This window comes from Flavobacterium sp. (assembly GCF_049318325.1).
Classification (GTDB): Bacteria; Bacteroidota; Bacteroidia; order Flavobacteriales; family Flavobacteriaceae; genus Flavobacterium.
In genome coordinates this window covers 1-14,215 of sequence record NZ_JBMOGQ010000004.1, presented here as the reverse complement: position 1 = coordinate 14,215, position 14,215 = coordinate 1, and the positions used below count along the sequence as shown (strand labels likewise).

The following is a 14,215-nucleotide window of genomic DNA, read 5'->3' as shown; positions in this document are numbered from 1 at the left end:
TTCGTAACTTTGATGACCAAAAACATTCCTATGCTTTTAACCATTGATGTTGGAAATACTCGAATTAAAGCCGCTGTCTTTGAACAAAATACACTTGTAGAACTTTTTGTTTTAACCCAAGAGACAGTTTTGACAGAAACTAAACGTATCCTGAATACGTTTCCAAAAATCAAAAAATTAGTGGTCGCTTCAGTAGGAAACATAGAAAAAGAATTGTTTTTTACTTTAGAAAGCATAGTCGAAATTGATTTTATAACGCACGAAAGTAAATTCCCATTTACTAATTTATACTGCACTCCATCAACACTAGGAATCGACAGAATGGTTTTGGCGGCAGGTGCTGTTTTACAATTCCCAAATCAAAATCGATTAGTTATCGACACTGGAACCTGTATTACGTATGACTTTATTGATGAAAATGACAATTATCTCGGTGGCGCCATTTCTCCCGGCCTTCGTTTGCGTTATGAAACATTACATCAACAAACAGCAAAATTGCCTTTGTTAACAAAAAAATATCCGGATAGTTTTATTGGAAATTCTACTCAAGAATCAATTCATTCTGGAGTAATTAATGGTGTTGTTTTAGAAATTGATGGATTTATTGAACTTTACAAAACCCAATACACTAAATTTATCATAATTTTAACGGGTGGCGACACAGATTTTTTGGCTATGCGATTAAAAAATGCCATATTTGCCAATTCAAATTTCCTGTTAGCAAGTTTGAACCAAACATTTCAATACAATCAAAATGATTAAAAAAATTATAGTAAGCATCTGTTTACTTTTTTCATTGGCAATTTTTGCTCAAGAAAGTACATCTTCCCCTTATTCTTTTTACGGAATCGGCGATATTAAATTTAAAGGATCTGTCGAAAATCGTTCCATGGGAAGCGTTTCTGTTCTTCCGGACAGTATTCATATAAACATTCAAAATCCGGCTCAATTGGCATGTTTAAAACTAACAGGACTTGCTCTTGGCGGAACATATGCTAATACAAAATCTAAAACAGAAACTCAAGAAGCAAAAGCGCGAAGAACATCTTTAGATTATATGATCGTCGGGGTTCCGGTCGGTAAAGTTGGAATCGGATTTGGGCTTATTCCTTATTCTTCCGTTGGATATAAAATAGGAAGAACAACCTATGTTACCAACAACAATAATGACACAATTAGAAGCATTATTTCAAGATATAATGGAATTGGCGGAGTTAACAAAGTTTTTTTAGGTTTTGGATATCGTCTTACTAAAAATATAAATATTGGTGGTGATTTACAATATAATTTTGGAACTATAGAAACGAATAGTTTACAATATCAGACGGATTTGCAATATGGATCAAGAGAAAACAATGTGTCTGATTTGCGAGGCGTTAATTTTGATTTAGGTATAACCTATCAGAGAAAAGTAAACTCAAAATATTCTTTCTTTAGTAGTTTGGCATATACACCAGAAGCGGTATTAACCTCCGGTAATACTCGTAATATAGAGGTCGTGTTGGTGACGATTTCAAGCGTTCGTCCAGTCGAAACACAAAACATTGCAGTTGCGGATACCAAAATAAAACTTCCGTCAAAATTAAGTTTCGGTTCCGGTTTTGGGGAAGTAAAAAAATGGTTGGTCGGCGGAGAAATTACGTTTACACAAAACAGTGTGATGTCTAATCGTTTTACTGACATTGATGGCGCTACTTTTGAAAATTCTGTTCGTTATAGTCTGGGTGGATTCTTTATACCTAATTATAATTCCTACTCTAGTTATTACAAGAGAATTGTTTACCGTGGCGGCGTGCGTTATGAAAACACAGGTTTAGTTATACAAGATAAATCGATTACTGATTTTGCAGCCAATATTGGCTTAGGAATACCATTAAGCGGTACCTTTACCAACATTAATATCGGACTTGAAATTGGTAAAAGAGGTACAAAATACTACAACTTGGTAGAAGAAAATTATTTTAACTTAAGTGTTGGTTTATCATTAAGCGACAAATGGTTTGTGAAACGTAAATTCGACTAAAATTCATAATTTATGAAGGCAATTATTTTTTTACTTGGCGTTATGTTTATTACAAATAGCAATGCTCAAAAATTTGATTGTCCAACTAAAATGACCGAATATCAAGAGCTTTTTAAGGCAAAAAAAATTGCTGAATCATTCGATACTTGGACTGCTGTCAGCAAAAATTGCCCAAAAGAAAACGAAGCGGTTTATACGGATGGGATTGAAATTATTCAATACAAAATTGACAATGCAGCTTCAGCAGAAGAAAAAGAAAAATTAGTTCGTGATGTCTTAAAATTGTATGACCAATACAATAAGTACTTTCCTTTAACAACTCAGGATTTTGAAGTGAATAAAGCCATGACTTTGGTTGATAATAAAATTGATGCCAAAGAAGAAATTTTTAGCCTATTAGATCGTGGCTTTACCAAAGCTTCTAATAAAGTTACCGCTGTCAATGCAATCTTTACTTATTTCAGTATGTATTGTGAAAAGTTCAACAATGGTGATAAATCAATAACGTCGAATTCAGTTTTAGAAAAATATACTTTGGTTAATTCCTTACTTAACCAATTGCTAGCTGCAAAACCGGACTCGAATGACAGTGAACAAGCGAAGCAAAACAGAGATTATAAAACGGCCCAAACAGCTATTAATAAATTGATAAAAGATTTGGCAACCTGTGAAAATTTAGATGCTTTTTACACTAAAAATTATTCTGACAATCAAGAAAATGGAGATTGGATAACTTCAGCTTTACTAAGTCTTTCAGGCAAATGCATTGCAAAACCAATCTTTAACACTTTGGCAGAAAAACTTTATGCAATGAAGGTTACGACTCAATCAGCTAATTTCATGGCATTGGCAAAACTTCAACAAAGAAAGTTCCCTGAAGCAATTAAATTTTATAACGAATCTGCCGAATTACAAACAAATCCGATAGAAAAAGCCAAAATATATTACACACTTGCTACCGGTTTATTGGCTAACGATTTACCAAAATCAAAAGAATACTTAAAAAAAGCTTTGTCTTCTGATCCAAAAATGGGGAAAGCATATTTGTTTTTAGCGCAACTTTATTCCAACAGTTCTAACGATTGTGGCAAAACTGATTTTGAAAAGAAAGCTGTTTATTACTTAGCAATTCAAACTGCTCAAAAAGCTGGAGTTGCTGAACCGAGGTTGAAACCAACAGCTGATAAAGCAGCTAAAGATTATGAAGCTAAATCGCTTACTGCTGACGAAATTTCCAAAGCAAAAATGAATGGTAAATTAGTAACCATTGGATGTTGGATTAATGAAACCATTACTTTTCCTGCAAAATAATGAAGTACCCTACTAGAAATTGTATCCCATATATTGTAGCAATTCTTTTTTGTTTTTTTGAAATGGGTTGTGAAAGCAACTTTCGCGATGTTCAAAAAATGGGTTTTGCCGAATTTTCACCAAGTGGTGATGCTGATGGTATTAACTTAAAATATACTGATTCAGGAAGAATTACCGCCAATTTGATAAGTCCAAAAATGCTGGATTATGCTACAGTCGAATTTCCATTTACCGAATTTCCAAAAGGCATTCATTTAACATTATTTGATAAAAACGGGAAGCAAACCTATATTGATGCTATGTATGCCGTATCTCATAAAAATACTAATATTATTGATTTGCAGAACGCCGTAAAAATATCCAATCAAAATGGCGAATTGCTCGAAACAGAGCAATTGTATTATGACCAGAAAAACGAATGGTTTTTTACCGAAAAAAAGTTTAAATTTACTTCGCCGAAAGGTGTATCTTATGGTGAAGGAATTGATTTTAGTAAAGATTTCAAAAAAGTAAACTCACAAAAAATATCTGGAGAAGTCCAGTCAGAATAATAACTATGAACTATTTAAGATTTACCCAATACGCCTATTTACTTGCTGGATTCATTTTTGCATTTGATGCCTTTCAGAAATTTGAATCAGGCGAAACAAACAAAGCCTATTTAAGTGCTGGTTTTGCCCTAGTCGGTGTTTTCATGTTCTTATTTAGAAGAAAATTTTCAAAAAAATTTGACGACCACAACAAAAAAACCTAATTCATGGAAATTGGAATAATCATTCTATGCTTGATACTTTCCGCTTTTTTCTCTGGAATGGAAATAGCTTTTGTTTCTTCCAATAAAATTTACCTTGAAATTGAAAAAAAACAAGACGATTTTATTTCCAAAATCCTAACCAAACTTACCCAAAAACCATCCAAGTTTATTGCCACTATGTTAGTGGGGAATAATGTTTCTATGGTTGTCTACGGGTTCTTTATGGGTGAATTGCTTATGAGATGGTTTGTAAATTTGGGATTCCATTTAACTGACTTTTCAAATTTATTATTGCAGACAACCATTTCAACACTTATTGTTTTAATGACTTCCGAGTTTTTGCCAAAGGTGTTTTTTCAGATTTACGCGAATACTTTTATCAAATTCTTTGCCTTGCCGGCTTATTTTTTCTATAAACTCTTTTATTATATTTCGTCGTTTCTAATTTGGATTTCCGATTATGTACTGCGAAAGTTTTTCAAAACCGAAGGCGACCAAATCAATTTATCCTTCAGCAAAGTGGAATTGGGAAATTATATTTCGGAACAAATGAATTCCGTTCAAGATCATGAAACTGTTGATTCTGAAATTCAGATTTTTCAGAATGCACTAGAATTTTCTGGTGTGAAAGCTAGAGAAATTATGACCCCAAGAACAGAACTCGTTGCTGTTGATTTGCACAGTTCCATAATTGATTTAAGAGACCTTTTTATAAAAACAGGTTATTCAAAAATAGTAGTTTACAACAATACATTAGATGATATAGTAGGCTATGTCCATTCGTTCGAACTATTCAAAAAACCACGTAGTATCAAATCGATTATGATTCCGGTAGAATTTGTCCCTGAAACAATTTTGATAAAAGACGCCATGAATTTATTGACCAAAAAACGAAAAAGTATAGCAGTAATTTTAGATGAATACGGTGGCACTTCGGGCATAGTGACCATGGAAGATATAGTCGAAGAACTGTTTGGCGAAATTGAAGATGAACACGATTCTGAAGAAGAATTAGTAGAAAATAAAATAGATGATTTAAATTATATTTTTTCAACACGTTTGGATGTTCAGTACATAAACGAAACCTACAAATTGAATGTACCGGAAAGCGATTCTTATGAAACTTTGGGCGGATTTATTGTAGATTTTTCAAAAGAAATACCGCAAAAAGGAGCTCAAATAACCATCGGAAATTTTGTATTTATTATTGAAGAAGCTACTAATAAGAAAATTGAATTAGTAAAAATGACGATATTAGATTAATTTCTGAAAAAAATTAAAATTTAGATGAAAATATAACGGCGTGATTATTATTATTTCACAGATAATTGTATTTTCGCAGACTGAATTAAAAATTAACAAAAATAGAAATGGCAGTTTTATCAAAAATTAGAAAACGTTCGGGCTTACTTTTATTAGCGATAGGTTTTGCTTTATTAGCATTTGTAATACAAGACATATTCAACAGTGGAATGAAAAGCATTTCCACCGACGTAGGATCTGTAAATGGAAAAGATATTTCATTTGACGAATTTAGAATAAAAGTAGCAAACACAGAAAAGAATGCTCAAAACGGTCAACAAATGACTTCTATGCAAGCTTCAAACCAAGTTTGGAATCAAGAAGTTCAAGTTGCTTTGCTTAACGCTGAATTCGAAAAATTAGGAATACGTGTTGGCGAAAAACATATTATAGAAGCATTCAAATCTGACCCAAATATCGGACAGAACCAAATGTTCTTGAACGCTGCCGGAAAATTTGACTTAAATAAGTTTAAAGATTATTTCAAAGAAGTTCCAAACGGAATGCAAATGTTGAAAGAGCAGGAAAAAAATGCTGAGTTAAGAGCAAAGTATGAAATATACAATTCTTTGATAAAAGGCGGAATGTATGCTACTCAAACCGAAGGAAAATTCAAATACGAAGCTGAATCTAACAAAGTGAGCTTTGATTATGTAATGGTACCTTTTTCATCTATAAAAGACAGCGATGTAAAAGTAACTGATGAGGAAATTACGGCATACATGAAAACGAAAGAGAAAAAATTCAAATCGGAAGAATCTCGTGAGTTGGATTATGTCTTAATCTCGGAAAAACCATCAGCTGCTGATGAGGCTGAAATAAAGAAAAATGTAGATGCTTTATTATTACCAAGTGTTCGTTACAATAAAGAAACAGGTAAAAATGATACAATTCAAGGATTTAGAACTGTAGCTGACAACGCTGATTTTGTTAACGCAAATTCAGATATTCCGTTTGACTCAACTTATATTTCAAAACAAGACTTACCAGCAGAACACGCTGAACAATTATTTAATTTGCCTGCAGGCGAGATTTACGGACCGTATATGAAGGGTAATTACTATTGTCTTTCAAAAGGATTAGGAAGAAAAGCCGGAGCGAAAGCAAAAGCAAGTCACATCTTAATTAGCTGGGAAGGAACCCAAGTTCCAAACAAAAAAGAAAAAAGAACAAAGGAACAAGCTAAAGCTAAAGCAGATGGTTTATTAGCGCAAGCACAGGCCAATCCTGGAATGTTTATGATGTTAGCCATGTCTAACTCAGATGATTCATCTGCACAACAAGGTGGAGATTTAGGACTTTTTGGTCCAGGGCAAATGGTAAAACCTTTTAATGATTTTGTTTTTGGAAATCCTATCGGAAAAATCGGCTTGGTAGAAACACAATTTGGTTACCATATTATCCAGGTAACTGATAAGCAAGATGCTGTTAGATTAGCAACTATTGCTCAGAAAATTGAGCCATCTGAAGCAACTAATGATAAAATCTACACACAAGCAACCAAATTTGAAATGGATGCCGCTGATAAAGATTTTGCTAAACTTGTTAAGGATAACAAATTAACTTCAATTCCAGCGGTAAGAGTAAAAGCCATTGATGAAAGTTTTGGTTCTATAAGCAATCAAAGACAAATTGTGAAATGGGCTTTTGAAGGTGATACCAAAATTGGTAGCGTTAAACGTTTTGAAATTGTAAATGTTGGCCATGTAATTGCTAAATTAAAAAGCATTGCTCCAAAAGGATTAATGTCGGTTGAAGAAGCAAGACCGCAAGTTGAGCCAATCTTAAAAAACAAAAAGAAAGCTGCAAATATAATCGCAAAGATTAAAGGTGGCTCTTTAGCTTCAATTGCAGCATCTAATAAAGTTACTGTTATGAATGCTATTGACTTAACGATTGAAAATCCTTCTGTACCAAATGCCGGCTATGAACCTAAAATAGTAGGATTGGCTTTTTCATCTAAAGTTGGTCAAGTATCAAAACCAATTGAAGGAAATTCAGGAGTGTATGTAATCGCTACAAAAGTTGTTACCAAAGCACCAGTCATTAAAAAATATGATGATTTTATTGCTAAAGTAAAACAACAAGCCGTTGGAAATTCAGGCAGATTTATGCAAGCGCTAAAAGAAGATGCTGACATAGTAGATAATAGAGCTGATTTTTATTAATTAGCAATCACACATAAATAAAAAAACCGTCTTGTTAACTACACAAGACGGTTTTTTTATAGAATCATTTCACCATAAGGAATCACAGTCTCAAAACCTTTTGCCTTAAAATAATCGGTTGGGTTTTCTTTAGAGATACACATCACAAAATCGCCACCCCAAGCACCAAGGCTTTTTATCACACCATCAAAATCGGGAAACAATGCTTCTTTAACGGTTGTTAATTCCAGAATGTTACTCAATTCAATTTCGTGATATTGTAAGGCGAGGGCAAATTCTTTTAAAGTTACTGCTTCAATTACCCTTTTTGTAAACGAATTAATGGTTTCCAAGTCAGTTTGGACATTACCATGTTTACCATAATAAGACGCAATCGCACTCTTGCTATTTTGTTTCTTATTTAGATAAACAAAAAAGATATTTTCTAAAAAATCAGGTTTAAAATTTACTGTGTTAACCACTGGCTTTTCGTTGATCAACTGATATAAAATAGGGCTGTTATTTTGAGCGCAGGCTAAATCGTAACCGCTACCTCCAAAACTTCTTTTTAAGAGCTCAAATGCATCTATTTCGAGCCATTGAGCAATGTTGTTGATTAAGGTAGAAGAGGTACCTAAACCCCAAAATTTCGGAAAAGTCAATTCGGTTCTGATTGTATATCCTTTCGAAGAAGTTATAAAATCAGAATTCATCAAATATGCTTCATGCAAAATCTCAATTAAGGTGTTTTTTATGTTCTTGGTATAATCAAAACGCTCTTTTTTAACAATAGATAAAAACGGAATAGTATCCTCAAACCAAATGTTTCCATCGCTGTCAATACTTTTCCAATGGATAATTTGTCCTTCGATTTCTTCAATGATTAAATTTTGACCAAACTTAGTAGGCAACGCAAAAGCTTTGGCGCCATCAAGCACTAAATATTCTCCTGTGATGAGTAATTTTCCGTTACTGTAAAAAGTTTGCTTCATTTTTTTTCAACGAATGCACGAATTTATTTTATAAAATAGATGCTGATTATTTTCTTAATGTTTCAATAAATTCAACAACTGAAGCATGCGAAATCGAATTGTTTTCAAAATGGGTTTTAATTATTTTTCGTTCTTCTGCTGTGGTTTCAAACTGATTGAGAATATTATTGATGTGCATTTTCATATGTCCTTCCTGAATTCCGGTTGTAGTTAGCGAACGCAGTGCTGCAAAGTTTTGGGCTAAACCTATTACAGCAGCGATTTGCATTAATTCCTGTGCAGAGGGTTTTCCTAAAATTTCGAAAGCCAGTTTTACTAATGGATGTAATGATGTTAATCCACCAACGGTACCTAATGCTAGCGGAATTTCCATCCAAAAAGTAAATATTCCGTCTTCGATTTTGGCATGTGACAAACTAGAATATTGACCATTGCGTGAAGCATAAGCATGTACACCCGCTTCAACGGCACGGAAATCATTCCCGGTTGCTAAAACAAGCGAATCAACACCATTCATTATTCCTTTATTATGCGTAACGGCTCGGAAAGGTTCAATCTCTGCAATACGAACAGCTTGAACAAATTTCTCAGCAAACTCGTTGGGGTTTCTTATTTTACCTTGCTTTCCGGCAGACAGGTTTTCGGCGAGTTCTTCTACTTTACAGGAAACTTCGGCACGAACTATACAATTAGGGACATAATTTGAAAGTATGCTCATTACCACCGTAATCTCTTTTTCAGTTTCATTAAAATCTGAATAATTTTTTGCTTCTTCTTTTAGTGTTTTTGCTAATTGTTCCAAGCAGGAATTGATGAAATTCGCACCCATGCTGTCTTTAGTTTCAAAAGTCACATGCAATTGAAAGTAATTTTCTAATTCAGAATTTTTATTTCTGAGTTCTAAAGACGTAATTCCGCCACCACGCTTTTGCATTTTTTTGGTAATGCTTTCTGTGGAAGCAATCAAATTGGGTTTTATCAATGTAAAAAACTGCTCAAGTTTAGCTGTATTCCCTTTGAACATAAAGTGTACCTGCCCTATTTTTTGGGTATTTAAAACGTTGGCTTTAAATCCACCACGAGTGCTCCAATACTTAGCCGATTTGGCAGCAGCAGCAACAACCGAACTTTCTTCAATAACCATTGGCACCGAATAATATTTGCCGTTGATTAGAAAATTAGGTGCAATTCCCATTGGCAAATAAAAGTTGGAAATCGTGTTTTCTATAAACTCATCGTGCAGTTGTTGGAGCTTAGAATCGTTATTCCAATACTGTTTTATCGTCGCAACAGCTTCTGTTGGATTGGCAAAATACTCATTGGCAATCCAATTGATTTTTTCTTCTTTGGATAATTTGGAAAAACCCGCAACTTCATTATTCATAAATAGGAATAAAATATTAATTAGCTACAAAGATAAGGTTTAGCTTTTGAAAATATTACTTAAAAAAAACCACGTTATAAAAACGTGGCTCTTTAAAATAAAAAACTAATCTAACTTTATTGTTTAATTAATTTCATTGTTTTAGAACTATTGTTGCTATCAATTGCTTTAACTAAATAAACTCCGTTACTCAAATCATTTACATCAAATAGATAATTCTCTGATGAAATAGTATTAAAAGATTTTACTAACTGTCCGGTTATTGAGTATATTTCAACATTAGTAACTAAATGGTTAATGCTAAATGTTCCTAAAGTAGGATTAGGATATATACTTAGATCGTTTACAATGTCAAATTCTTGAGAACTTAAGGCTGCCTCTTTATTTCCATATACTCTAAATCCTCCTGGTTCTATTGATATATTTTGTGAAGTTGAAGTAACATTAACCGGAGTATTATCCATCAAATTATACCAAGTTCCCGTAAAAGGAAAACCACCCGAAGTATTTAACGTATTATCTGAAAAATTAGTTCTCACAAAAACATAGCTTAAAGAAGCTGTTTGTGAAGTACTTGTCCATACATCCAATCTTGGACTACCAGTTGCAGATAAATTCCAACTGAATTGACCGTTCTCAAAAACAGGTTCATTTTTCTTCAAATCAATCATCTTTGCCCAAGCATTATAAACGGTACTTCTGTTTGTATCTCCTAACCAATTTTCTGTCCATTGTGGTTGTGGCTTAGTATCTAGTTTACAATCTGGATTTGAATAAGAAACATTTCCATTATTACAAGTCCACAAAGACCTATCCCAACCTAAATCACCAAAATGCCACATCATTTTTGGCCCCGGCACTAAAAACAGTACAGCACCCATTGCAGGAAGTCTTTGATGCACTTTAAATAAATTTCCTTGTGTTTGACCTGCTTCATTTAATGCCTTATAAACCACTCGCTCTTCATCATGACTTTCGGCATACCCTATCATTCTGTCAGAAGAATCAGTAACTCCGTTTAAATCGGCAAAATTCCCTTTTAATAAATTAGCATAGGGATCGGTCATTTTACGCCATTGCATTATTCCTTTTGCATCACCATTTCTAAGATAATTAGCCCATTCTACTTCTTCTGATGCAGAACCACCAGTTCCTAAATGTTCAAAAATAACTAATGAATTTGGATCAGCTGCCCACTGATTGTCAGCATACCATTTCAATTTGGCAACTCTATCAGACTGGTAACCATTGGTACAACCTTCGTCAGATGAACCACATGCATTTGTAAACCCTTTTGTTAAATCCCAACGGAATCCATCAATCTTAAATTCATTAATCCAATATTGAATGGTACGAATTGAATAGGTATTAGCTAAATTTCCCCCTGGACCTGTTTCTCTAAAATGATTTATATCGCTACCAACATTATAAGAATGTTTAGGCGTTAAATTAATATAAGGGTTTTCTGAAGTTGTTCGTTCTCCATTTGTATTTGTATTAGCCCATCCATCATTATCTGGATCAAGCATCCACATTCTTTCAAGAGGGGAACGTCCAAAAACATGATTTAAAGCTAAATCTAAAATGACGGCTATACCATTTTGGTGGCATAAATCGATAAGTTCTTTCAACTTAGCAGGCGAGCCATAACGCTTGTCTAAAGCCATATGAAAGGCGGTGTTATAGCCCCAACTCATATTGCCTTCAAATTCCATTACTGGCATTATTTTAATGGCATTGATTTTAAGATTTTTAAAATAGTCAATTTTATTAATTACATCTTGATAGGTTCTATTAGCATCGAAATCTCTAACTAGAATTTCGTAAAAAACTAGATCTTTCTTTTTTGGTTTAACAAAATTTGTAGTTGCACTACTCCAATTGTATGAAAACAAAGTATTTGATCCAGTCTGTAGAACAGTAACTTCACGTTCTTGACCAGGTGCAATGGTTGAATAAACCGGAAGTCCGGGAAAAACTCCTAATGTTATAATCTCTGGATCATCAAATGGAGACAAAACTAAAGTTGAAAAAGGATCGGCTGTTTTAACAATTGCAGGAGAATTCGCTGGTAAGTTTACAACATCACAAACCCAATATTGGTAAGCGTATATTTGACCTGGAACTAAACCTGTTAATTCTAACCAAAATTTTGTAGAACCAGAAGTGTTATCTTTTTTCATTGCATACGCTGATGTAGGCTGCCAGTTGTTGAAACTTCCGGCAACATATACAAAACTTTTAAAAGGGGCATTTAAAACTAAAGTTGCCTTCGTAGGATCTGAAGTATTATAATTGATTCCATCAACTAATCCGGCGGGTATTTGTGCTGAAACTACAGGAGTCCCATTAATTACAACGGAAAATTTAGCTGTAAAGGTTGTATTTCCTTGCGTAATTTTTAATTCATAATTTTTATTTACTGTAACATTTGTATCTGTAAATGAATATGAAGCTGTAGTTTGCGTATTTAAAGCCGTAGTTGAACCATTAACAAATAATTGATAGGTTGCATTCCCGTTAGTGTTGTTTGCAGTAATAGCAACGTTTGAACCACTTGTTATAATATTACTACTATTTAATAATGGTGCTGTTAAAGTATATTGAAAAGCTCCTACAGGAATGAAAATATCTGGTCTTGTTTGCAAAGCTCCATCAGCTGATCTAAAAACAACACAAATCTGTGTTATAGAACTATTAGTTGGCACTCCAAAATACGTATATAAATCTGGTGTAATTGTTAAGGTGTAATTTGAAGTAGTCCCGACTTGTGTCAACTGAGGATGAAGCGGACTAACAAAATTAGGACTACCTTTAATGTTTTGAAATGCAACTCCATTAACGGTAACGCCTATGTAGGCATAAATTATCCCTGTATATGGGGCTAATTCTGTACCGGTTTTATTAAATGTAATTGTAACTGGTTGATCTGCGAGAACTGTAGTTGGAGATGTTGTTACTTGCCCGAAAGACACATAAGAAAAAACTACCAGGAGTATCAGGATAAAATATTTTCTTTTCATAACTTTAAAGATATAAAATGGACTGAGAATAAATTAATCTCAGTCCATCATTTTTTTATAATTATTTATAATTAATCTACTGATATAACTTTTGTAATAGTGTTTATTTTAAATAATCTAACTCCAGTTGGACCAGTGTATTTAAAATTAGAATCTCCATCATTAGCATTAATTAACTCAGAGTCGATTGTGTAACCGTTAGATACATACCAAGGATAGTTTCTATCTCCTAATCCCCAACTATCGCCACCATTGTTTCCTAAAAACACTCTAAAAGTATTGTCTGATGTTAATTTAAGAGCTACTTCATAAATACCTGTATTAACTAAACCTAATTCTGTTTCGTTGTTACCTGACCATGACCATCCACCAGGAGTTGCAGCGCCTACTAACCAATTTGACGTTGGTTCAAAAGCACCAGTAGTAGTTCTAGGAGCAACATTAATAGTTTTATTATTACTATCGATTGTTAATTTATATTTCCCAGCAGGACCAACATTTCTAAAGTTTTGATCACCATCAGCAGCATTTACGAGAGTTGAAACAATTTTATAATTCAAACCTGTATAGTATGGATAGTTTTTTCCTGTACTCCAGTCGCCTTGAGTTGTAAAGAAACGAAAAGTATCACTAGGTCCATTTAAAAAATCAGCTGTCATAGTTAGAACTCCGTTATCACATAATAACGTTCTTGGACTATTCCAATTCCAACCTGATTGAGGTAATCCTTGACCGACTGCATATTGGTTTAAACAACCATAAGCCGTCACTAAATATACGATAGAGTTAGAATAAACTGGCTGCGCTCCAACTGTTCCGGAAGTTGATTTAACTCTAACATTTATAGCTGTTTGTACAAAAGGGACTGCCCCAGCTGTCAAACATTTTAGATTGAAATCCATAGATTGAAAAGTAGCAAAAAGATCTGTTGTTGTTCCTAAATCAATTGGTTCCGCAAAATCAGTACCGTCTTTGGCTATCTGAACTGTATAACTAATAACTGCAGGTGTTGTATAATTCATAGGATTCCATGTTAATGAGATTCCTGGATTTGTAGGAGTAGTTTCAGATAGAATAATAGAGTCCCCATTTAAAGGGGTTTTTATTAAAAACGTTTCGGTTGTTGGGTCTGATATTTTTAGATTATTCTCATCTGTGCAAGATGATATACCAACAAAAGCAATAGCTGCAATAAGTATTTTGAATGTATTTTTCATTTTTTTCATTTTTTTATTAATTATTAATAACCTGTATTTTGTGTTAAGTTTGGATTGGCATT

The 14,215-nt window shown here is 33.5% G+C and carries 11 protein-coding genes; 7 read left to right on the top strand and 4 right to left on the bottom strand.

Annotation, left to right across the window (positions count from 1 at the left end; translation table 11 throughout):
• Nucleotides 1-30: 30 nt before the first annotated feature.
• The 7 genes from ACOYLP_RS01125 (at nt 31) to ACOYLP_RS01095 (ending at nt 7,558) form a co-directional block, all read left to right on the top strand.
• Entirely contained in the window at nt 31-762 is a 732-nt protein-coding gene (locus ACOYLP_RS01125; RefSeq protein ID WP_422854352.1) for a type III pantothenate kinase, read from the top strand.
• Complete coding sequence (locus tag ACOYLP_RS01120; RefSeq protein ID WP_422854329.1) at nt 755-2,023, top strand: hypothetical protein; 1,269 nt, start codon at nt 755-757, stop codon at nt 2,021-2,023. Before ACOYLP_RS01125 ends, ACOYLP_RS01120 begins: the two co-directional genes overlap by 8 nt.
• Nucleotides 2,024-2,035: 12 nt before the next feature.
• Nucleotides 2,036-3,334 carry a tetratricopeptide repeat protein gene (locus ACOYLP_RS01115; protein ID WP_422854328.1) on the top strand — a complete coding sequence of 433 codons (1,299 nt, stop codon included), beginning with the start codon at nt 2,036-2,038 and terminating at the stop codon, nt 3,332-3,334.
• Nucleotides 3,334-3,885: an LPS export ABC transporter periplasmic protein LptC gene (gene lptC / locus ACOYLP_RS01110; RefSeq protein WP_422854327.1), complete on the top strand. Its 552-nt coding sequence runs from the start codon at nt 3,334-3,336 to the stop codon at nt 3,883-3,885. The genes ACOYLP_RS01115 and lptC overlap by 1 nt, the downstream gene beginning before the upstream one ends.
• A gap of 5 nt (nt 3,886-3,890) precedes the next feature.
• Nucleotides 3,891-4,088, top strand: a complete 198-nt coding sequence (locus tag ACOYLP_RS01105; RefSeq protein WP_422854326.1) for an LPXTG cell wall anchor domain-containing protein — start codon at nt 3,891-3,893, stop codon at nt 4,086-4,088.
• 3 nt (nt 4,089-4,091) lie between these two features.
• Nucleotides 4,092-5,351, top strand: a complete 1,260-nt coding sequence (locus ACOYLP_RS01100) for a hemolysin family protein (RefSeq protein ID WP_422854325.1) — start codon at nt 4,092-4,094, stop codon at nt 5,349-5,351.
• A 107-nt stretch (nt 5,352-5,458) separates the two neighbouring features.
• Nucleotides 5,459-7,558, top strand: a complete 2,100-nt coding sequence (locus tag ACOYLP_RS01095) for a peptidylprolyl isomerase (RefSeq protein WP_422854324.1) — start codon at nt 5,459-5,461, stop codon at nt 7,556-7,558.
• A gap of 56 nt (nt 7,559-7,614) precedes the next feature.
• On the opposite strand, the gene ACOYLP_RS01090 is transcribed toward ACOYLP_RS01095, so the two are convergent.
• The 4 genes from ACOYLP_RS01090 to ACOYLP_RS01075 form a co-directional block, all read right to left on the bottom strand.
• Nucleotides 7,615-8,529 (bottom strand): GYDIA family GHMP kinase, encoded by a 915-nt coding sequence (locus ACOYLP_RS01090; RefSeq protein WP_422854323.1) that lies wholly within the window; start codon nt 8,527-8,529, stop codon nt 7,615-7,617.
• 46 nt (nt 8,530-8,575) lie between these two features.
• Nucleotides 8,576-9,913: a hydroxymethylglutaryl-CoA reductase, degradative gene (locus ACOYLP_RS01085; protein ID WP_422854322.1), complete on the bottom strand. Its 1,338-nt coding sequence runs from the start codon at nt 9,911-9,913 to the stop codon at nt 8,576-8,578.
• Nucleotides 9,914-10,029: 116 nt separating this feature from the next.
• Complete coding sequence (locus tag ACOYLP_RS01080; RefSeq protein WP_422854321.1) at nt 10,030-12,936, bottom strand: alpha-amylase family glycosyl hydrolase; 2,907 nt, start codon at nt 12,934-12,936, stop codon at nt 10,030-10,032.
• A 71-nt stretch (nt 12,937-13,007) separates the two neighbouring features.
• A complete protein-coding gene (locus ACOYLP_RS01075; protein ID WP_422854320.1) occupies nt 13,008-14,153 on the bottom strand; it encodes a SusE domain-containing protein in 1,146 nt (381 codons plus the stop codon).
• Nucleotides 14,154-14,215 lie beyond the last annotated feature (62 nt).

Excerpts from the sequence above, each read along its gene's own strand:
- lptC (WP_422854327.1), top strand. The coding sequence starts at position 3,334 with ATGAAGTACCCTACTAGAAATTGTATCCCATATATTGTAGCAATTCTT.
- ACOYLP_RS01075 (WP_422854320.1), bottom strand. The coding sequence starts at position 14,153 with ATGAAAAATACATTCAAAATACTTATTGCAGCTATTGCTTTTGTTGGT.
- ACOYLP_RS01120 (WP_422854329.1), top strand. The coding sequence starts at position 755 with ATGATTAAAAAAATTATAGTAAGCATCTGTTTACTTTTTTCATTGGCA.
- ACOYLP_RS01080 (WP_422854321.1), bottom strand. The coding sequence starts at position 12,936 with ATGAAAAGAAAATATTTTATCCTGATACTCCTGGTAGTTTTTTCTTAT.
- ACOYLP_RS01085 (WP_422854322.1), bottom strand. The coding sequence starts at position 9,913 with ATGAATAATGAAGTTGCGGGTTTTTCCAAATTATCCAAAGAAGAAAAA.
- ACOYLP_RS01090 (WP_422854323.1), bottom strand. The coding sequence starts at position 8,529 with ATGAAGCAAACTTTTTACAGTAACGGAAAATTACTCATCACAGGAGAA.
- ACOYLP_RS01115 (WP_422854328.1), top strand. The coding sequence starts at position 2,036 with ATGAAGGCAATTATTTTTTTACTTGGCGTTATGTTTATTACAAATAGC.
- ACOYLP_RS01105 (WP_422854326.1), top strand. The coding sequence starts at position 3,891 with ATGAACTATTTAAGATTTACCCAATACGCCTATTTACTTGCTGGATTC.
- ACOYLP_RS01100 (WP_422854325.1), top strand. The coding sequence starts at position 4,092 with ATGGAAATTGGAATAATCATTCTATGCTTGATACTTTCCGCTTTTTTC.
- ACOYLP_RS01125 (WP_422854352.1), top strand. The coding sequence starts at position 31 with ATGCTTTTAACCATTGATGTTGGAAATACTCGAATTAAAGCCGCTGTC.
- ACOYLP_RS01095 (WP_422854324.1), top strand. The coding sequence starts at position 5,459 with ATGGCAGTTTTATCAAAAATTAGAAAACGTTCGGGCTTACTTTTATTA.